This window comes from Maricurvus nonylphenolicus, assembly GCF_042854845.1.
Taxonomy (GTDB): Bacteria; Pseudomonadota; Gammaproteobacteria; order Pseudomonadales; family Cellvibrionaceae; genus Maricurvus; species Maricurvus nonylphenolicus.
In genome coordinates this window covers 1,649,956-1,669,659 of record NZ_AP031498.1, presented here as the reverse complement: position 1 = coordinate 1,669,659, position 19,704 = coordinate 1,649,956, and the positions used below count along the sequence as shown (strand labels likewise).

At 51.7% G+C, this 19,704-nt stretch carries 16 protein-coding genes and 4 tRNA genes; 8 read left to right on the top strand and 12 right to left on the bottom strand.

Annotated elements, in window-relative coordinates:
- Window positions 1–75: 75 nt before the first annotated feature.
- Complete coding sequence (gene hrpA / locus ACGHZ6_RS07115; protein WP_390618137.1) at window positions 76–4,032, bottom strand: ATP-dependent RNA helicase HrpA; 3,957 nt, start codon at window positions 4,030–4,032, stop codon at window positions 76–78.
- A gap of 145 nt (window positions 4,033–4,177) precedes the next feature.
- Between hrpA and ACGHZ6_RS07110 the strand changes: the two genes are divergently transcribed.
- Complete coding sequence (locus ACGHZ6_RS07110) at window positions 4,178–5,665, top strand: glycerol-3-phosphate dehydrogenase (RefSeq protein WP_390618136.1); 1,488 nt, start codon at window positions 4,178–4,180, stop codon at window positions 5,663–5,665.
- A gap of 15 nt (window positions 5,666–5,680) precedes the next feature.
- On the opposite strand, the gene rimI is transcribed toward ACGHZ6_RS07110, so the two are convergent.
- From rimI to ACGHZ6_RS07095, 3 genes are read right to left on the bottom strand one after another with little or no spacing between them, the layout of a single operon-like run.
- A complete protein-coding gene (gene rimI / locus ACGHZ6_RS07105; protein ID WP_390619151.1) occupies window positions 5,681–6,154 on the bottom strand; it encodes a ribosomal protein S18-alanine N-acetyltransferase in 474 nt (157 codons plus the stop codon).
- A 27-nt stretch (window positions 6,155–6,181) separates the two neighbouring features.
- The gene (locus ACGHZ6_RS07100; RefSeq protein WP_390618135.1) at window positions 6,182–7,048 is read right to left on the bottom strand and encodes a hypothetical protein; all 867 of its coding nucleotides are present in this window, start codon (window positions 7,046–7,048) and stop codon (window positions 6,182–6,184) included.
- A 19-nt stretch (window positions 7,049–7,067) separates the two neighbouring features.
- The gene (locus ACGHZ6_RS07095; RefSeq protein ID WP_390618134.1) at window positions 7,068–8,621 is read right to left on the bottom strand and encodes a 2-isopropylmalate synthase; all 1,554 of its coding nucleotides are present in this window, start codon (window positions 8,619–8,621) and stop codon (window positions 7,068–7,070) included.
- Window positions 8,622–9,110: 489 nt separating this feature from the next.
- Here ACGHZ6_RS07095 and ACGHZ6_RS07090 point away from each other — a divergent pair, with 489 nt between their 5' ends.
- Window positions 9,111–10,259: a hypothetical protein gene (locus ACGHZ6_RS07090; protein WP_390618133.1), complete on the top strand. Its 1,149-nt coding sequence runs from the start codon at window positions 9,111–9,113 to the stop codon at window positions 10,257–10,259.
- 50 nt (window positions 10,260–10,309) lie between these two features.
- Here ACGHZ6_RS07090 and ACGHZ6_RS07085 read toward each other — a convergent pair.
- The 4 genes from ACGHZ6_RS07085 to ACGHZ6_RS07070 all read right to left on the bottom strand — a co-directional run bounded on the left by ACGHZ6_RS07085 (window position 10,310) and on the right by ACGHZ6_RS07070 (window position 10,716).
- Window positions 10,310–10,385: transfer RNA gene (locus tag ACGHZ6_RS07085), tRNA-Gly, on the bottom strand.
- A 5-nt stretch (window positions 10,386–10,390) separates the two neighbouring features.
- Window positions 10,391–10,466: transfer RNA gene (locus ACGHZ6_RS07080), tRNA-Glu, on the bottom strand.
- A gap of 96 nt (window positions 10,467–10,562) precedes the next feature.
- Window positions 10,563–10,638 (bottom strand) — tRNA-Gly (locus ACGHZ6_RS07075).
- A 2-nt stretch (window positions 10,639–10,640) separates the two neighbouring features.
- Window positions 10,641–10,716, bottom strand: a tRNA-Glu gene (locus ACGHZ6_RS07070).
- Between the two features lie 375 nt (window positions 10,717–11,091).
- Here ACGHZ6_RS07070 and ACGHZ6_RS07065 point away from each other — a divergent pair.
- Window positions 11,092–11,883 (top strand): hypothetical protein, encoded by a 792-nt coding sequence (locus ACGHZ6_RS07065; RefSeq protein WP_390618132.1) that lies wholly within the window; start codon window positions 11,092–11,094, stop codon window positions 11,881–11,883.
- Window positions 11,884–11,901: 18 nt separating this feature from the next.
- Here ACGHZ6_RS07065 and ACGHZ6_RS07060 read toward each other — a convergent pair whose 3' ends face one another.
- From ACGHZ6_RS07060 to msrB, 3 genes are read right to left on the bottom strand one after another with little or no spacing between them, the layout of a single operon-like run.
- A complete protein-coding gene (locus ACGHZ6_RS07060; protein WP_390618131.1) occupies window positions 11,902–12,651 on the bottom strand; it encodes a DUF1499 domain-containing protein in 750 nt (249 codons plus the stop codon).
- A 43-nt stretch (window positions 12,652–12,694) separates the two neighbouring features.
- Entirely contained in the window at window positions 12,695–13,369 is a 675-nt protein-coding gene (locus ACGHZ6_RS07055; RefSeq protein WP_390618130.1) for a DNA-3-methyladenine glycosylase I, read from the bottom strand.
- A 4-nt stretch (window positions 13,370–13,373) separates the two neighbouring features.
- Window positions 13,374–13,784, bottom strand: coding sequence for a peptide-methionine (R)-S-oxide reductase MsrB (gene msrB, locus ACGHZ6_RS07050; protein WP_390618129.1), 411 nt, complete (start codon window positions 13,782–13,784; stop codon window positions 13,374–13,376).
- A 78-nt stretch (window positions 13,785–13,862) separates the two neighbouring features.
- On the opposite strand from msrB, the gene ACGHZ6_RS07045 reads away from it, so the two are divergent.
- Window positions 13,863–15,077 (top strand): pyridoxal phosphate-dependent aminotransferase, encoded by a 1,215-nt coding sequence (locus tag ACGHZ6_RS07045; protein WP_390618128.1) that lies wholly within the window; start codon window positions 13,863–13,865, stop codon window positions 15,075–15,077.
- Window positions 15,078–15,099: 22 nt separating this feature from the next.
- Window positions 15,100–15,552, top strand: coding sequence for a hypothetical protein (locus ACGHZ6_RS07040; protein WP_390618127.1), 453 nt, complete (start codon window positions 15,100–15,102; stop codon window positions 15,550–15,552).
- A 39-nt stretch (window positions 15,553–15,591) separates the two neighbouring features.
- Here ACGHZ6_RS07040 and ACGHZ6_RS07035 read toward each other — a convergent pair whose 3' ends face one another.
- Window positions 15,592–16,512, bottom strand: coding sequence for a class I SAM-dependent methyltransferase (locus ACGHZ6_RS07035; RefSeq protein WP_390618126.1), 921 nt, complete (start codon window positions 16,510–16,512; stop codon window positions 15,592–15,594).
- Between the two features lie 121 nt (window positions 16,513–16,633).
- Here ACGHZ6_RS07035 and fldB point away from each other — a divergent pair, with 121 nt between their 5' ends.
- From fldB to ACGHZ6_RS07020, 3 genes are read left to right on the top strand one after another with little or no spacing between them, the layout of a single operon-like run.
- Window positions 16,634–17,164 carry a flavodoxin FldB gene (gene fldB, locus ACGHZ6_RS07030; protein WP_390618125.1) on the top strand — a complete coding sequence of 177 codons (531 nt, stop codon included), beginning with the start codon at window positions 16,634–16,636 and terminating at the stop codon, window positions 17,162–17,164.
- Window positions 17,161–19,218 (top strand): bifunctional tRNA (5-methylaminomethyl-2-thiouridine)(34)-methyltransferase MnmD/FAD-dependent 5-carboxymethylaminomethyl-2-thiouridine(34) oxidoreductase MnmC, encoded by a 2,058-nt coding sequence (gene mnmC / locus ACGHZ6_RS07025; RefSeq protein ID WP_390618124.1) that lies wholly within the window; start codon window positions 17,161–17,163, stop codon window positions 19,216–19,218. The genes fldB and mnmC overlap by 4 nt, the downstream gene beginning before the upstream one ends.
- Window positions 19,219–19,269: 51 nt before the next feature.
- On the top strand, window positions 19,270–19,653 hold the full coding sequence (locus tag ACGHZ6_RS07020) for a late competence development ComFB family protein (protein WP_390618123.1): 384 nt from the start codon (window positions 19,270–19,272) through the stop codon (window positions 19,651–19,653).
- Window positions 19,654–19,704: the final 51 nt, after the last annotated feature.

Sequence of the window (19,704 nt, the reverse complement as noted above, 5' to 3'; positions counted from 1 at the left end):
TAAGCTATCGACCTACACACGCAAAAACTTAGCCTGGGGTCTGACCCTGCGGGTCAGACCCCAAACGTGCCACATTTACAACTGCCCCATCGCCAACTGCCACTGCTTATTCAGGCGCTTGGCTGATACCGGCATCAATGTTTTCAGACTTTGGGCAAATAAAGAGACCCGATACTCTTCCAGCATCCAGCGAAATTGTTGTAACTCAGGATTGCTGGCTACCAAGGCAGGCCCCTGCTTCTCCAGGTTCTGTTCCCATTTGAGCCAGAACTCATCCAGCTCGGTCATCCAGATTTTGTCTTTCTGGATTTGGCTGGCAACCTTGTCCAGGCGCAAGGTGATGGCTTTTAAATACCTGGGGTACTGCCGCAACCATTGCATAGAGGTGGCGTAGAGGAAGCCAGGATAAAACAGTTGCTCCAACTGACAGTTAATATCCGTAGCAGCCAGGGCAATAGCCAGGGCATTTTTACTGGATTTAATGGTTTTCTTGATAGCCACCACCTGGGTCAGGCTATCGACCAGGAGTTTTTCCAGTTCGCAGGCATAGCCGGTTACAGTGGATTTAGCCGTATTGAGCCGATGCTCAAACTCAACTTTGGTTCTTACCAAGGGCTGCTCAGCTAATGCGCAATGGTGAATAGCAGCCAGTAAGATCTGATCCACCACCTGATCACGCTTGCCTAAACTGACTACGGTAAGGCCAATATCTTTGCCTTTTAACAGCTCCTTGCGCAACGATTTAAGCGTCTGTCCCAGCCCCAGCAGCAACAAGCGGGTAATGCCCTGACGACTATCAAACTCAGCATCAACAGGGTTATCGAGCAGTTTTAACGAGACGCTATCACCACAATCAATCAACGCCGGATAAGCACTAATCGTCATACCTGCGCGGCTTAACGGGATGGATTCAACCAAATTGTGGTCTGGCAACTCTGGTAGCTCCCAGCTTGTAATGCCGTCACGTTCCAGCCCGTCATCGTCACTCTGCAGAGTTTGCTGCAATTGGTCTCGATAGCGATCTCTAAGGGTGGTTAAATCTCGATCGCGATCGATAATTTTGCCGCGCTCATCTACTACCTGAATATTCATACGGTAGTAGTTGTCCAGCGCCGACAAATCCCAGGTATCGGCCGGAATCTCAATAGAAGTATGACGCTTTAACTGAAAAGCCAAAGCTTCGTGCAGCGGCGTATTATCAGCCGACATGGAAGCCAGGGCTTTATCGACATACTCAGGCACCGGCACAAAGTTTTTACGCCACTGTTTGGGTAGCGCTTTGACCATCGCGATACATTTTTCACGCAAGATGCCCGGCACCAACCATTGCAGACGATTTTCCGGTAATAAATGCAAAGCCGCGACAGGGGACTGCAAGCTTACGCCATCATCGGGATGTCCTGGCTCAAAGTGATAGACCAGTGGGAAACGCATACCATCACACTGCAATTCATCGGGGAACTGCGCTTCGGTCACGGCACTGGCATCGTGGCGCATCAGGGTTTCGCGGTCGATATACAGTAGCTTCGGTTGCGAGCTCTCAGCTTCTTTGCGCCAATGCTCAAAGCCCGCCAGATTGACAATTTCCTGTGGTACTCGCTCGTTATAAAAACCAAACAGCACTTCGTCATCGGCCAGAATATCCCGTCTACGGGATTTGGCTTCCAGCACATCCAGTTCTTCAATCAACTGCTCGTTATGTTGATAGAACTTACCTTTACCACGATACAAACCTTCCACCAGTGCCTCGCGAATAAATACTTCACGAGATACTTCCGGATTGATCTGTGAATAACTAACGCGTTTTTTCTCAACCAGCACCAGGCCATAGAGACTGATACTTTCATAGGCCATCACCTGGCCGCTTTTGGCATTGTAATGGGGTTCAAAGTAACGCCGCTTCACCAGGTGCTGAGCTGCCTGCTGTATCCATTCAGGCTCGATTTTGGCCACCGTATGGGCAAACAGTTTGCTGGTTTCCAGCAACTGTGCAGACACCAGCCACTTGGGGCGTTTTTTCTTTTGTGATGAACCAGGGAAGATTTCAAAGCGGCGGTTGCGAGCACCTAAATATTCGCGCTCTTCGGCTTTAAAACCTACCTGTCCAAGCAATCCTGTCACCAAGGCCCTGTGTACAGCCTCGTAACCGGCAGGCTGTTTATTTTCGGTTAACTCGAGATCCTTGGCCGCCAGGCGCAGTTGATGGTGGATATCTCGCCATTCCCGTAAACGTAAATAGGATAAGAACTCGCGCTTGCACTGTTTGCGGAATTGATTTTGCGATAACTCCTGGCGCTGCTCTTCGACGTAATGCCACAGATTGATGTAAGCCATAAAATCTGAGTGGTCGTCATAAAAGCGGCGGTGTTTTTCATCGGCGGCTTGCTGCTTGTCGGCCGGACGCTCACGGGGATCCTGTACCGACAGGGCACTGAGAATAATCAACAATTCACTAACACACTGCCCCTGCTTGGCAGCCACCAACATACGGCCCAAGCGTGGATCAATCGGCAGCTTCATTAACAGGCGGCCGGTTTTGGTCAGCTCACCTTTTTTATTGACCGCCTGCAGTTCCTGCAGCAGTTTAAAACCGTCGTTAATCAAACGCTGATCGGGAGGATCAACAAAGGGAAAATCGTGAATGTCGCCGATGCGCAAATTCAGCATCTGCAAAATCACCGCCGCCAAGTTAGTGCGCAGAATTTCAGCATCGGTAAACTCAGAGCGATTGATAAAGTCCTGTTCATCGTAGAGACGAATACATACGCCTTCACTGACCCGACCACAGCGGCCTTTACGCTGGTTGGCGCTGGCCTGGCTGATTGACTCAATGGGTAAGCGCTGCACCTTGGTGCGATAACTGTAACGACTGATACGCGCCGTGCCCGGGTCAATCACATAGCGAATGCCCGGCACCGTAATCGAAGTTTCGGCCACATTGGTAGCCAGTACAACCCGGCGGCCCTTATGGGACTGAAAGACTTTATTTTGTTCAGCCAGGCTCAGGCGAGCATATAACGGCAACACGTCGAGATGTTTAAAGTCGGCACGGCGAATCGCCAGGGCCGCTTCGCGAATCTCCCGCTCACCGCTCATAAATATCAGAATATCGCCACCGCGGCGCTGCTCACCGTTACGTTGGTGATTAAGGCGCTCAAGCTGCTCGATTTCTTCAATCGCGCCAATGATGGCGCTATTGAGATCCTCAGCGCTATCTGCCATGGGGCGATAGAGTACATCCACTGGATAGGTGCGACCGGATACTTCAATAATGGGTGCATCATCAAAGTGTTTGGAGAAACGCTCCAGATCAATGGTTGCCGAGGTAATAATGACTTTAAGATCCGGGCGTTTGGGCAAAATCTGTTTGATATACCCCAACAAAAAATCAATATTGAGGCTGCGCTCGTGGGCCTCATCAATAATCAGGGTGTCGTATTTATTGAGGTAACGATCATTCTGAATCTCCGCCAGCAGGATACCGTCGGTCATCAACTTGATATGGCTGGTGGGCGTGCTGTGATCGGTAAATCGTACCTGGTAGCCCACCGACTCCCCTAAAGGCGTTTCCAGCTCCTCAGCAATACGGCTGGCCACGGTACGGGCGGCAATACGCCGCGGTTGGGTATGACCAATCAAACCTTTAATACCGCGGCCCAAGTCCAAGCAGATTTTTGGCAGCTGGGTGGTTTTACCCGAGCCCGTTTCACCGGCCAATACAACCACCTGATGCTTATCAATCAGCTCAGCAATGGCCTCACGCTTGGCCGAAATGGGCAGATTCTCGGGAAAGGCCACCTTGGGTATGGCCTTGAGGCGCTGCTCTACCAGGGCAGAGGACTTCTCGATGGCTTTGCGCAGCTTGCCCAATCCCTGATCAATCGGCTTACCAGAGCTGAAGCGTTTATGGAGCTCCCGATACTGGCGTCCCAACCGATAGGCATCACGCATCATCACCTCCTGCAGCGAGGATTCCAGCGCGGTCAGCTCAGCGTTGAGGGTCACTTTGTCTATGGAGGGATCTGTGGACATATGTCAGGGAAGGCCCGTTATGGCAAAAGGCCGCCATTATACGGATTCAGTGGCACAAGGCCCATTATAAACAATCGCTATATACCCCAAACTTACCGTTCTAATAAGCTAAACTGAAGATAAGACACTAAAGCGATGATAAGCCATGAACGAAGCCCCGATCCCCGTTTACGATATAGCCATAATTGGTGGTGGTATTCACGGCGTAACACTGGCCAGTGAAGCGGCTGCCCTGGGCCTTAAGACCATCGTTTTTGAAGCGGGGGATATCGCTAACGGGGCCTCTTCAGCCACTTCCGGACTGTTTAGCGGTGATATCCGCCAGCTTGAAAACCTGGCTCTGGATACGGTGCGCAATAACCTGCAAGAACAGGCCTTGGCCTGCAAACGTGCCCCACATCTGGTGCGCCCCAGGCTATTTGCCCTACTCGATAATCTGGATGTCCGCAGCCACCGCCGGGTGAGAACCGGCTGCTTTGTGTATCGGCGCATGCAGCCACTGAAAATCTCTCGGGATGACTACCACTGTCCACGCGCGTTTTTAACCAAGCCGTTTTTAAGTGATACCGGCAACAGTATTCATGTCTACACCGATTGTTTGTTAAATGGCAGCCGCTATACCGTTAGCCAGGCGTTAGCCGCCAAGGCCCACGGGGCAACAATATTGCCCCATCATCGCTTAACCCAGGCCGCCCGCTTAACCGAGGCAAAACACTGGTTGCTGCAAGTCGAAAATCCGGATCAACATCCGCTGAGCTTCCATGCCAATATCCTGGTTAACGCTGCCGGCGAAGCAGCCAGTCACCTTTTGCAAGAAGCAATTCAATGCCCGTCACGATGTCAGGTTAAACGCTTTGGCGGCAGTACGCTGGTGGTCCGTAAACCGGAATGGCCAAGGCAGTGTTTTACCCTGCAAGCTCTGGATGGCCGCCTGGTAACGGTCACCCCTTACCACCATCAGTGTTTTCTGATTGGTAGCAGCCAATCACCGGCACTGGAACCCTGTCCGCAGCAAGAGCAACAGCTGATCGATTTGGTCAACCATCACTTTCAAAATAAATTAAGTACCGATGACATTGTGCACCGACACTGGGGTATTCGTGCGATCTATGACGACCCCACCTGTTGTGACACGCAAAAAAGCCGGCAATACTTTTTAGACCTGGATTGCCCCGACGGCCACACCCCACTGTTGAATATTTTTGGCGGTTCACTGGCTGGCCATCGCCGCCTGGCCATACAGGCACTGCGAATCCTGCAGCCCTACAGCGGCAAAACACCCAATCAACAGCAGGCTGAATCACCTCTGCCAGGTGGCGACATCATTGATGGTGACCTTGAGGCCTTTATCGATGAGCTACACAACAGCTACCCATTGCTGCCTATCGATTTGATACAGAGGTTGGCCAACAATTACGGCACCTTAAGTTATCGCATCCTGCAGGATGCCAAGCGCCTCGGCGATCTGGGCCAACACTTCGGCCATCGGCTCTATGAACAAGAAGTACGTTACTTATGTGAAGAAGAATGGGCCTGTAGCACCGACGATATTTTATATCGCCGCACTCACTTGGGATTGGTCTTTAGTGAAGAGGAAAAAGCAGCCTTGCAGAGCTGGCTAAGAGGTTACTGAGTCTGTTGCCGAAAATTATGACTCCAGTGAAAAGTCTCGGGCCATTAAGAGTGCATTCTCTCGACCCTGCTTAGTGGGGTAATAATTCTTCCGCACGCCGGTTTCGATAAACCCCATGCGATCATACAGAGCAATGGCAGCCTCGTTACTCTGCCGTACCTCCAGAAACATGCCGCGAACTGTATCCGGTAATTGCTCAATGGCCTGTTGCAGTAACTGCCTGCCAAGTCCTTTGCCCTGCGCTTGAGGGTGAACGGCAATATTAATCAGCTCGGATTCATCCACCACCACAGACACAATACTGAAGCCCAACAGTTTCTGCCCTTTAATCACACCCCATACCTGGGCAGTGGGCCTATTGAGAAACGAAAGTAAAACAGAGGAACTACAGGGGTGAGAGTGTGCGGCCTGCTCTATCACAAGCATCGCCTGCAGATCCTCGGAGGTCAGCTTGCGCCATTGCAGCGACTGAGTGTCAGAGCCATCCATCACAACATTGTCCTTGTCGAGGCTTACCTATTCCTGGCTCAACACAAGCGGCTGAATCGCTTGCCACGTAAGGCGTTTTTGCAACGGGTCCTGCAACATGTCAGAAAGACTAGGCACGACAATGGCTTCGGCCTTATGCTGAGGCAATTCAATCGCCTTACCCTGCACGTCAGCCAAAGACTGCTCTGCCGGCAGAATATAACGTGCCGCCTCATCACCCATTAACAATAAATGCTTTGTGGGATGGGTTAATAACTTGCCGTCCAAATAAGCTTCCAGCATTTCGCGGGCATCGGCTTCAGACTGACCTACAAAGGGGTTGTCGACCATAGGCCAACGAATCACTTCGGTTTTGGGTAAAGGCTGACGAGGGTAACCCAATGCCGCCAGAATATTGATCAGCAGAGGCTCAGTGGGCAACGCTAACTGCGCCTGGCGGGAATCGATGATGAGTAAATCCTCACTGATACGCCAGATACTGAGTGCAAACGCAGGTACAGGCTCTGATGCAGCCTGTGGTTTGGCCTGCTCGGTTGCTGTAGGCACCGAAGTATCTTTAACCTCAGCCACAGTCTCAACTGCAGGCACTTTATCTGCGGTAGGCGTTTCACCACTTAAAACAGCCAACACAGAAGAGGATGAAGCCTGCCCCTGAGGCGCAGCGCCAGTAGAAGCAGGCCTCGCTACTGGGGTAGCAGCGGAATCGTTGACGGCGGGTTGCGACGCTACGGCAGCGCTGATCCCTTCACCACCCCCTTCACTGCCCTCTAACTCCGACGGAATAAAAGATACATCACAGGCCACCGGCTCCGGTGCATGGGGCAGAACCCAGCGCGGCATATAGGTATCTACACCCAATGCATCGAGATACTGCTGGCGCTGGAGTTCATTCATAGTGAGGCCTGGTTATAGGTTATACACCGTCGCGTTGCGGGTGAGCTTTATCGCCCGATTCTAACAGATTCAGCGCATGCAGATAGGCCTTGGCAGACGCAGCAACAATATCGGTATCGGCACCGACACCGTTGACCAGCTGACCGTCGCGCTCCAGGCGCACAGTCACATCCCCCTGAGCTTCGGTGCCTTCGGTAATAGCATTCACAGAGTACAAGATCAGCTCCGCCTGGCTCTTGGCAACCTGCTCAATCGCTTTAAAGGCTGCATCAACCGGGCCACTACCCTCGGCGCTGCAACGTTGCTCGGCGCCATTCACCTTCAACACCAAATCCGCCTTGGGTTTTTGACCGGTTTTGCAGGCCACTTCCATAGAATCAAATTGATAGGTTTCCTGAACATCCTGCGGACGACTATCGCTAACCAATGCCTGTAAGTCTTCATCGAAGATTTCATGCTTCTTATCAGCAAGATCTTTAAAGTTGGTAAACACGGTCTGGAAATCTTCGCTGGATTCAAAGGTAATGCCCAACTCTTCAAAACGGGCTTTCACAGCGGCACGGCCGGAATGCTTACCCAACACCAACTTGTTGGTGTTCCAGCCCACATCTTCGGCACGCATAATTTCGTAGGTTTCGCGGTGTTTCAGAACGCCGTCCTGGTGAATACCGGATTCGTGAGCAAAAGCATTGGCACCCACAATTGCCTTGTTAGGCTGCACCGGGAAGCCGGTAACACTGGCCACCAGACGCGAGGTCGGCACAATGTGAGAAGTATCGATTCCGGTGGTTACCGGATAGAAATCCTTACGGGTATTCACTGCCATCACTACCTCTTCCAACGAGGCATTACCGGCACGCTCACCCAAACCGTTGATCGTACACTCCACCTGACGCACACCGTTCATCACCGCAGACAGGGAGTTGGCCACCGCCAAGCCCAAATCGTTGTGACAATGGGTAGAGAAGATCGCCTTGTCAGAGTTAGGGACATTGGTAATCACATTGCCAAACATCTGACCGTACTCTTCCGGCGTTCCGTACCCGACAGTATCAGGAATATTAATGGTACCGGCACCGGCGTTAATCACCGCCTCAACAATCCGGTACATAAACTCCGGCTCAGTGCGGCTGCCATCTTCCAGGGAGAACTCCACATTGTCGGTAAAGTTGCGGGCCATTTTCACGGCGTTAACCGCTTGCTCCAACACCTGATCCGGCTCCATCTGCAGCTTGTACTTCATATGGATAGGCGAAGTCGCAATAAAGGTATGAATTCGCCCTGAGTTGGCATTTTTCAGGGCTTCACCGGCACGCTCAATATCCGGACGCACCGCACGGGCCAAACTACAAATCGTGGAATCCTTCACCACCTCGGCAACGGCTTTTACCGCTTCAAAATCACCTGGGCTGGCAATGGCAAAACCCGCCTCGATAACATCGACACGCATTTTTTCCAGCATCTTGGCAATGCGGATTTTTTCTTCTTTGGTCATCGACGCCCCTGGGCTCTGCTCACCATCACGCAGGGTCGTATCAAAAATAACTAATTTATCTTTTGCTGAAGCATTCATAGGGTATTTACACCGTATCTTTCCTGCCTTTGCTTTAGATGGCAGGAATGTCATTTATACAAATAAAAACTAATTAAGAGGCTAGATGAAATCTCGGGTAACGTTAAACGCCTGTAGTGCGCTCTACGTCACCCTATAGCAGTCGTAATAGCAGAAGTGACTGCAGTTCGCAGGCACCGAAGGAAGAGGTCTTGGAGATTGCTGTTTGAGCAACAAATGGCGAATTCATCGTCTTTTAATCCATTGAATATGGGGCAAACTATAGCGACGGAGAGGGAACGAATCAACACTCATCCTAATTAACAAAACAAATTAGGATGAAATTGCAATACAACCACAAATTATCAGCCACAATAGAAATATATATCTCAATAAATCCCACATTAACGAAAGGTTTTCACTATTGACAAAATCGGGTTTCAAGCCAAACTCAAATTTATGACATTTTTATTGCAGCAAGAAGCACGCAATCCGACCTGAGCCTCCATCATGAAATCAGCAAAACTATCAAGCCTACTGGGCTGTAGCAGCTTATTGCTCGGCGCCGCCCTCATCAGCCACACCAGCCTGGCGGCTGATGATATGACAGCTATTGGCGATATCAGAACCGGCTACTTCACTCTGCACCGCGATAAACGCGATGGCAACGATGATGTAACAGACGAGTTCCGTCTGCGCGTACGTGCAGGGGCAAAATGGCAATTCAATGAGCAGTGGTACGCTCAAGGCCGCGCCGCTGGCCGCTATAGCACCAAAGAAGCCAACACCCACTTTACCGTTGACTGGCACGCGACCAGTAATACCGGTATGGCTCTGGGCTATTCCACCATCGATCAGTTATTTGTGGGCTACAACAACGACCAATGGAGCCTAAAGCTTGGTCGTATGCAAACCGAATTCAAACTCGATGGTGTAGCGAAAAAATCCCTCGATCGCGGCACCAGCAATAACACTGAGATCGCCTGGACCGACGGGGTTTATGCCCGTTATCAATTTAAATCCGGCTGGCAGGGCCACGTTATTGTCGAGTACAACGATGAGGAAGGCGCCAGTGAAGTCCGCCGCTCCCCCCTTGATTTCGCCGACAGCGATAGCCGCACCTCGCTGTTCACCAGCCTGACCAACAGCAACAAACTCGGCCCCATCAATCAGCGGGCATTCGATATCACCTACTTGCCCAGCGCCCTGGATGACGATGATGACAACACCACATCGGCAGAAGACTACTTGGCCTTTGTCGGTCGCACCTCGGCACGCTGGCCCATTAACGACAAACAGAGCTTCCAGCTGGGCACAGAAATTGGCTATGCCGTAGACACCCCCAAGGAAACCACCGTCAAAACCGGTTCCAGCGGTGACAGTGGCGGCCTGGCCTACCAGATATCCTTCAACTGGCTCAATATGCTGCCCGACCACAATCTGGCCTATGTACACGGTAAAGCCGAGGCCGGCTGGCTATTATCACCAGACTTTTCCAGCAATATCGTGCTCAACGAAATTCGCTACCAATGGAAGATCAATAAGAAGCAAAAACTTGAAGCGCGTATTCGGCATAGGGAAGACGATGAGAAGCTGACCGATGCTGTGGATAAGCGCGAAGATGTCGACTTTTACCTGCGCTACACCATCAAACTCTGACAATCGGACAGGCATAAAAAAACCAGCTAAAAAGCTGGTTTTTTTATGCCTGGAGCGGAATACCGGGTTCGAACCGGTGACCTATACCTTGGCAAGGTATCGCTCTACCAACTGAGCTAATTCCGCGAATATGGCGTCCCCTAGGGGAGTCGAACCCCTGTTACCGCCGTGAAAGGGCGGTGTCCTAGGCCTCTAGACGAAGGGGACGGAAACGGGTTTCCTTCCTAGGATAAAAAAGCCGCACAATAACATCTATGCGGCTTCTTGTGGCCTCGACCTCAATAAAGATCCAGACCGGAAATTTGGAGCGGAATACCGGGTTCGAACCGGTGACCTATACCTTGGCAAGGTATCGCTCTACCAACTGAGCTAATTCCGCAATGGCGTCCCCTAGGGGAGTCGAACCCCTGTTACCGCCGTGAAAGGGCGGTGTCCTAGGCCTCTAGACGAAGGGGACCCGGACCTTCTTGTTTGGAGCGGTTGGCTCCTCACCAGAAGTGGGGCGCATTCTATGTAGCCGCGGCGTCTGTGTCAACTACAAGTCACAATTTTTTTTGCTAAAGCAAAATGCTATGAACTGCTTCTGAAACAAGGACTTAGCGTCAAGAAACCGCCTGTAGACGGCCCTGAGCCACAGCTCTGGCGGGCTGCGGCGAAAAAAACCGGTTTAAACCACAAAAAAGCTAAAAAAGGCTCGAAAATCAGCAGTCTATTTGCCAGATTTCAAGCAACTCGTTAGCATGGGACATCATGACCGACCTATAATAATCACAACCGGCTCGCACCAACTGGCAGCGCGCCCACTAAAGAACAAGAGGTTCCGGCTTAGCTTATGTCGTCTGCCTATATCATCGGTATTATTGTTGCACTGCTGATTGCCCTGTCCTGCTATGCATTTGTTTCGCAAAGTATCGACAAGAAGCGCAAGCAAAAGCAGCGCCTGCTGGCGGCCCTTAAAACCCGTTCGCGTAACTTTAAATATATGCTGAACGGCTTCCCCCCCGACTTCCTGACCAAGGACTTGCAAGCCCTGGTCAACCGCTGCCTGGTGGACGTGACCGAGCAACTGGCCCGCATCGAACCGGATAACAAGACCTACGTCGAAGAGTTACAGCTATTCAGCAAACAGCTCGAAGAAATTAAGCGCAAGCCGCAAAAGACCAAACGCAAGCAGCTGGATAACCCCCAGCAGGTAAAAGAAGTTAAAAAGTACCTGCAGGAGTTGAACAAATTTATTGCCTCCATGGTAAACCGCGGCAATATTAGCAAGGCCCAAAGCGCCAACTACGAACGCCAGATTAAAAACCTGGTGCTACAAATGACCGTTGACGCCTACCTGCTAAATGCCAAGCAATCCCAACAGAACAACAAGGCACGCCTTGCGGTGCACTACTACACCCTGGCGCTTAAACTGCTGACCAAGGAAAACGCCCAGGGCACCTATCAAAAACAAATCGCCCAGTTAAAAACCGTGATTGCCCAACTGGAAGACCAGCTGGAAGAAGAAGAACCAGATTATAAGGAAAGTGAACACAGCGTAGCGTCACGGGATGCCGCCGCCAAAGAGTGGGATGAGCTAAACGAAGACGATGACAGCTGGAAGAAAAAGCGGGTTTACGATTAAACCCGCCTGCCAACACAATTAACCGCCAAGATTAGCATCCAGCCTATCCAGATAACGCTGAATACGTTTGGCGTTAGCCCCCAAATCACTTACCCCTACCCGCGATACTGAACGCACATCCACACGACTGCCGCCTTCCTGATTTCCAAAAGCCAGCGGCGTAATACGGATAATTACATCGTCCTTAAAACCAAATACCTTGGTTTCCTCTACTGCCTCAATAACTCCGGCAGCAGCATCTTCACGAATCACCCGCCACCCCAGCTGATTAACAGTTGCCAAGGCCTGGCTAAAGGTTTGTTGAGCATCGCTGGCCGATTGGTAAGGCTGGATATGCGGGTAAGCTTTTTGTTGCTGAGCAGCCAACGCTTCCCCACCATAAACCAGCGTATTCTCTGTGGCCAAACGCTCCTGCTGTGCAGCCACAAACTCTGGCGGAGTCACCGTATCCGTGGAGATATCGTGAATACGCGGCACAGAAAAGCCTGCAGCCCCCACCATCAGCATCATGGTCACTAGTGGCAAGCCCCCAAGCACCATGGCCACCACTGCATGCTTGGCCAAGCGTCCGTGGCGTTTAAACCAGGCCACCGGTAAAGCCCCCAAGCTGATGGCAGCCACCAATAACAATCCCCCCAGCGACACCGCAAAGGTAAGCCCCAAGGCACTAAACGGTAAAACGCTACTGCGATAACCGATAATGCCGACCACCATCGCCAACAATAAAAAAATCTGGATATAGGTAAACCAACGAACATTGGGTTTCATAAACAACCTCCTGTTGAATTATTCTTATCTTGAACCTGAAAACTTATCGAGCACCCGTGGTGTAAGACACGATACGACTGATTTCCGCCAGTGAACGCCCGGATTCCTCTCGCCACAGGTTAAAGGCCTCTTGCGCAGCCTGTAAATCCCGTTTGGCGGTAGGCAGCTTTTCCACAACCCCTTCGGCTTTTAGCACGGCAACCACATCATCGGTCAGTAAAAAGGTATCCTTGCCCACCATACGCAGGAAGCGGCTACCGGACTGGCCACCAAGTTGCGCGCCCTGCTTTTTCATCAAAGCCCATAAATCAACAATGTGCTCAGGCTCCCAGCCGGCGATTAATTCACCGAACGAGCCGTGCTCACGAATCACATCCTGCATCCAGATGGCATTGGCCCTGACCGCCTTAATTTTGCCAAAGTGACGAATAATAGCCTCATTATGGGTAAGGCCTTCCAGCTCCTCATCACTCATCATGGCAACACGCAAGGGATTAAAACCAAAGAAAACCTCCTCAAAGGCGGGCCACTTGCCATCCACCATAGAGTGCTTGAGCCCGGCACGGAAAATACGCCGACTCAATTCAGACAGGTAACGATCATCCCCCAATTTGCGCAACTGGGCGGGCGTTTTGGGTTTAGGCAGGTTTTCCTCCACCGCCTCAACCGATCCCCTGTGTAAAACCGCTGTATCGTAAATGGATTGAAATGAGCGCATCCGTTTACGTCTCCTTTTTTAGCTCCGGTTTTAACTCTAGCGACGCTGAATTAATACAGTAACGCAGCCCCGTGGGTGCAGGTCCATCGGGAAAAACATGGCCTAAATGACTACCGCAGGCCTTGCACATCACTTCTGTACGCACCATACCGTGACTGCGATCAGATTCTTCAGCGATAACCTCATCTGCCAGTGGTTGATAAAAGCTGGGCCAACCACTACCGGAATCGTATTTGGTTTCGGATTCGAATAAAGGTTCCCCACAGCAGCGACACAGATATTGCCCTGGTGTTTTACAGTCCCAGTATTCACCGGTGAATGCCGGTTCTGTGCCTTTTTGACGACAGATTCGGTATTGTTCCGGGGTTAGTTTCTCTCGCCATACGGCATCGTCTTTTGACGGTTGATCTGCCATAATTTGCCTCTTGCGCTATAGCGCTGCTAGATCTTGAATTACAGATAAACAATCACGTTTTACAGCATGGTACTGCAAATGCACAGCATTGATAAATCCAACAAACTGCACGGAGTCTGTTACGACATCCGCGGGCCGGTCCTCGATCACGCCCATCGTCTGGAAGAAGAGGGTCACCGCATCCTCAAGCTGAACATTGGCAACCCCGCGCCCTTCGGTTTTGAGGCCCCGGATGAAATCATCCTGGACGTGATTTATAACCTGCGCAACGCTCAGGGTTACTGTGAATCCAAGGGATTGTTCGCTGCGCGTAAAGCCATTATGCAGGAATGCCAAAAGCTGCAGGTGCCCAACGTAGAGATCGACGATATCTATCTCGGCAACGGCGTTAGCGAATTGATTGTGATGTCCATGCAGGCGCTGCTTAACGACGGCGACGAAATGTTAATTCCTTCCCCGGATTACCCCCTGTGGACTGCGGCGGTAAATCTGGCCGGTGGTAATGCCGTGCATTACCGCTGTGATGAACAGTCTGATTGGTTCCCGGATATTAACGATATTGCCAGTAAAATAACCGACAAAACCCGCGGTATTGTGGTGATCAACCCCAACAACCCTACTGGCGCGGTATACAGCGAAGAGCTACTGGAACAAATTGTTGAGCTGGCACGGGCCAAAAACCTGATTATTTTTGCCGACGAGATCTACAGCAAGATTCTCTACGATGACACCGAATTTGTTCCTATGGGTCGCCTGGCTCAGGATGTGCTGTGTATCAGCTTTAACGGCCTGTCCAAGTCCTATCGCCTGGCCGGTTTCCGCAGCGGCTGGATGGTGATCAGCGGCGCCAAGGAAAAAGCCCAGCAGTATATAGAAGGCATTGAGATGCTTTCCTCCATGCGATTATGTGCCAACGTGCCCGCCATGTTCGCAGTACAAACGGCACTCGGCGGTTATCAAAGTATCAATGAGCTGATCCTGCCCGGTGGCCGCTTACGCGAGCAACGCGATATGGCCTGGAAGAAAGTTAACGACATTCCCGGCATTACCTGTGTAAAACCCAAGGGCGCCCTGTACCTGTTCCCGAAAATCGATTTGGATATTCACAAAATCGAGAACGATCAAAAAATGGTGCAAGACTTCCTGATTAAGGAAAAAATTCTACTGGTGGAAGGCACCGCCTTTAACTGGAAGGAACCGGATCACTTCCGTATCGTATTCCTGCCACGCGCCGACGAACTGGAAGATGCACTCGACCGTTTCGGTAACTTTATCGAACACTACACTCAGTAACAGAAACCGCAGGTAGAGAACCGTGAGCGATATCCATATCGATGATTTTCACAAAGACTGCGCCAAGATACTGGTGCAGCTCTACCGTCAGTTTCCCCGCAAAACCATTTTGTATGTAGAAGACTACGCGGGACCCGACACCCCAGATGAATACGGTTTACACAGTGAACGTCATCAAGCCGGGTTTTCCGCCGCACTGTGGCTAGCAGAATCCGGTTATGTCACCTACCTGGAAACCATTCGCCAGGAAGCACTCGATCAGGTGGTGCTTACCCATAAGGCGTTTACACTGCTGTCAGCGCGAGCCAACTTTATTGCTGCCGAGCCGGATACTGCTGGCGAGCTGCCTGCCTCTGTAGTCGAGAAGACCCAGACCAATATCCACCAACTGCGTCAGGCGCTAAAAAACGGATCTTCGACACAGATTGGCCAATTGATGCAACAACTCCTGGTTCAATCCCGCCACTTCTCCTAATACCGAACCAAGGGGTCAGACCCCGAAAATCCCGTGCTTTTATGGCGAGTACTGGAAGTGAAACAGTTTGAGTTGTTGATCGGGATTGATATCGGGGAAATCCGGGCTCGGCTCCAATCGCTGCACCAGCGTGCAATCCGGGCACTCTTTCGCCATCAACGACTGAATAAACTCCACCCCCAACTCCGGAGCATTCAGGCACACCAAGGCATCCCCACCCGGCACCAATAGATCGGGAATACGCCGCAAAATCTTGCCGTAATCCTTTGCCGCCACAAAACTGCCCGGCTGATAGGACGGCGGATCAATAATGGCAATATCATAGGGCCCCGGACGCTTAACCCGGCCCCAGGATTTCATAATGTTCTCACCCAGAAAGCGGATTTCATCCAGTGGCAAATCATTAAGGCGGTGGTTCTCCCGCCCCTGTGCCAATGCGCCCTTGCTCATATCGACATTGGCTACCGACACGGCACCGGCCATTTGCGCCACCACAGAAAAAGCACAGGTATAGGAAAACAGATTCAATACCCGCTTGCCGTCACAGCGGGCTTCCAGCCACTGCCGCCCCGGCTCCATATCCAAAAAGAAGCCGGTGTTCTGGCGACTGCCCAGTTTGATGGTGTAACGCGCTTGCCCCCGCCTTGCATAAAGCTGCTCAGGTAACTCTCCGACAACAAGCTCTGCAGGCGCGCCCTGCAGATAACGACGTTGCACTACCACAGCGTCAATACGAGGCAGCCAATCGAATTGGCGCAGGGCATCAATAAGCTGAGCTTCCCACGCCTCAGATGACGCCTTAAACAGAGTGACCAGAATAACCGGGTCATAGAGGTCTGCAGTCACATGCTCAAGCCCTGGGTAACACTGACCACGGCCATGAAACAGGCGCTTGCTGTCTTGCGGTGTAGTTTCCAGGTTATTTAAGGTGGTTTGGAGCTTATCGAGTAATTCGTTCATTTAATGGTGCTTCATCAGTAGTTCTTGCTGCAGCGGGATTTTAAACGAAACTGGCCTCAATACCCTAAACTCACTAAAATACCGGCCAGACGAATCATTACACACGAGTTATCCCCATCCCATGAGTCACGCCCCGATTGCCCTGTTTTACGGTAGTTCCACCTGCTACACCGAGATGGCTGCCGAGAAGATAAGCCAGCAACTGGGGGAAGATCTGGTCGATATATACAATGTGGCCGACGAACCCATCTTCACTGCCCTGCACTATCAACATATTATTCTCGGTATTCCCACTTGGGATTACGGTGAATTGCAGGAAGATTGGGAAGAAATTTGGGACGACCTCGATACGCTCGACCTAAGAGGTAAAACCGTCGCCCTGTACGGCCTAGGCGATCAAGTAGGTTACCCAGAGTGGTTCCTCGACGCTATGGGCTACCTGCATGCCAAAGTGCAAAAGCTCGGCGCCAACATGGTAGGTTACTGCCCCAACAAAGGCTTTGAGTACGAAGACTCAAAGGCCCTGACCCCGGATGAAAGCCAATTTGTCGGTCTCCCCCTGGACGATGAAAATCAATTCGAAGAAACCGACCAACGCATCCAGGAATGGTGCCAGCGCTTGCAACAGGATTACGGTTTTCCCGCCCAATGAGCCAGCAGGACTCAACCAACAACCCAGTTGGCAACCAAGCCAAACTCACCTGGGATGAAGAAGGCCGCCCGGTTTCCAGCGAATTTGATGATGTCTATTTCTCCAAAGCCAATGGCTTGGAGGAAACCCGTTTTGTGTTCTTGCAACACAACTATCTGCCCGAGCGCTGGCAAACACTAACCAACCAAGATCACTTTGTGATTGCCGAAACCGGTTTTGGCACTGGCTTAAACTTTCTCGCCGCCTGGCAGCTCTGGCAACAACAGGCCCCCACAGAAGCGCAACTTCACTTTATCAGTGTGGAAATGTTCCCGGTGGGTCATAGTGATTTACAAACAGCCCTGGCACTATGGCCCGAGCTGGCACCACTGGCACAACAACTGATAGATAATTATCCCCAGGCACTTACCCCCGGGTTTCATCGGCTAAGTTTCGATAATGGCCGCGTACAACTCACCCTGATTATTGGTGAGGCCAGTGACAGCTTTAGCCAACTACTCGCCTCACCACATCCGGCATTTGAAGTCCCACAACACAGGGTTGATGCCTGGTTTTTAGATGGCTTTGCCCCGGCAAAAAACCCGGATATGTGGAGCCAAAGTCTATTTGACCTGATTGCCCGCTTAAGTGCCCCTGAAGCAACGGCGGCAACTTTTACCTGCGCCGGCATTGTAAAACGTGGATTGAAGTCTGCCGGTTTTACCATCGAAAAAGTCCCGGGCTTTGGCCGCAAACGCGAAATGCTGAGAGCAAAACTCAGTAGCGTTTACTGTGAACCAGAAGCTGACAGTTTTGCAGAAGGGCCATTTAACAGCCCCCACCCCGCCCCCTGGTGGGTCCACAAATCACAACCCACCACACAAAAGTCAGCCATCGTGATCGGCGGCGGTATTGCTGGCTGCCACAGTGCCCACGCACTGGCCAAACGGGGCTGGCAAGTAACGCTGCTGGAAAGGCATTCCCAACTGGCAACCGAAGGCTCGGGTAATCCCCAAGGCGTACTCTATGCCAAGCTTTCTGCCAAAACGGATAATCTGGGTGATTTTAATTTAACGGCCCTGCAATACGCACAACGGGTTTACCAACCCTATTGGCAAGCAGCCGGTTCACAATGTGGCGTGCTACAACTAAGCGAAGATGCCAACAGCCAAGCAGCGCTGATTGAACGGCTGGGACAGCAGACGCTACAAAAGGCGTTAGTGCGCAACCTCGATCGCCAGCAAGCCTCAGAGATTGCCGGTATCGAGTTATTATCCGGTGGGCTCTTTTTCCAGCAAGCTGGCTGGCTAAATCCGGCCAAGGTATGCCAACAGCTTACAACCCACAGCAATATCAATGTCACCACCCACGCTGAAGTCACTTCTCTCACCTACGACGACGGCCAATGGCAGACACTGAACGCCGCAGGTAAATTATTGGCCCATGCACCTACCGTCGTTATTGCAACCGCCAACGATGCCCTACAACTGCCGCAAAGTAACTACCTGCCCCTAAAGCCGGTTCGCGGCCAGGTAAGCTACCTGACAGCTAACGACACCAGCAGTCAGCTAAACACTGTACTCTGTGGTGAAGGCTATATTGCCCCCGCGCATCAGGGCCAACACTGCCTGGGCGCCAGCTTTGGCCCCAAGCAATCTAAAACCGATTTACGTCAGCAAGATCATGGGCAGAACCTGCAGCGCTTGGCCCCACTAAGTGAACCACTGTTACAGGCCTTCCAGCCCACACCTCCGTTACAAGGTAGAGCGTCTGTCAGAGCGACCACACCAGACTATCTGCCCATGGTTGGCCCTGTGAGTGATCCACAAGCGACCCGCGAGCGCTTTGCCCTATTGCGTAAAAACGCCAAAGCCTCCATCAATGCCACCATACCTAGTTTGCCAGGCCTGTTTGTCAACGTCGGCCACGGCTCACGGGGCCTGTGTTACACACCACTGTGCTCGGAACTGCTGGCCAGCCAAATCAACGGCGACCCACCGCCTCTGGGCTGGCAGAGCATTCGCGCCTTGCATCCGTCACGCTTCCTGATTCGGGACCTGATTCGCAATAAGTAACGCCAAATAGCGACTACACTTAGCCTAGGACATCCATTTTTGAGGCCCCCTATGCTGCTAAATACGCCCCGACGCTATGCCGAACTTCCCAGCGAAGTCGACTCCATCCATAACTACTACGAACACCTGGTATTGGAAGAAATTGCCCGCACCAGTGAACGCTCCCGCCAGGATATGAACTTTCTGGCCGATGTCGCCTGCGTAGCCCTCAACAGACTACCCCCCCGCTATATTCGTCACGATGTGGATATGACATTTTTTATGTCGCCCATGGAGCTGCAGGAAATTCAGGATAAAACCAAAAACGCCGTCGCCGCTGCTATTGATTACGTCAGCCGCCGCGAAGCTGAGCGTATGGCAGCCGAGCAATTAGAGGAAAAATCTCTAACCGAGCCAGCCACTGAATCTGACGCCGAGCCTGCCAGCCCTCATTAAACCCTCATTAACCCCCTGATTTCCTGACCAACATGGTTATAATAAGCGGAT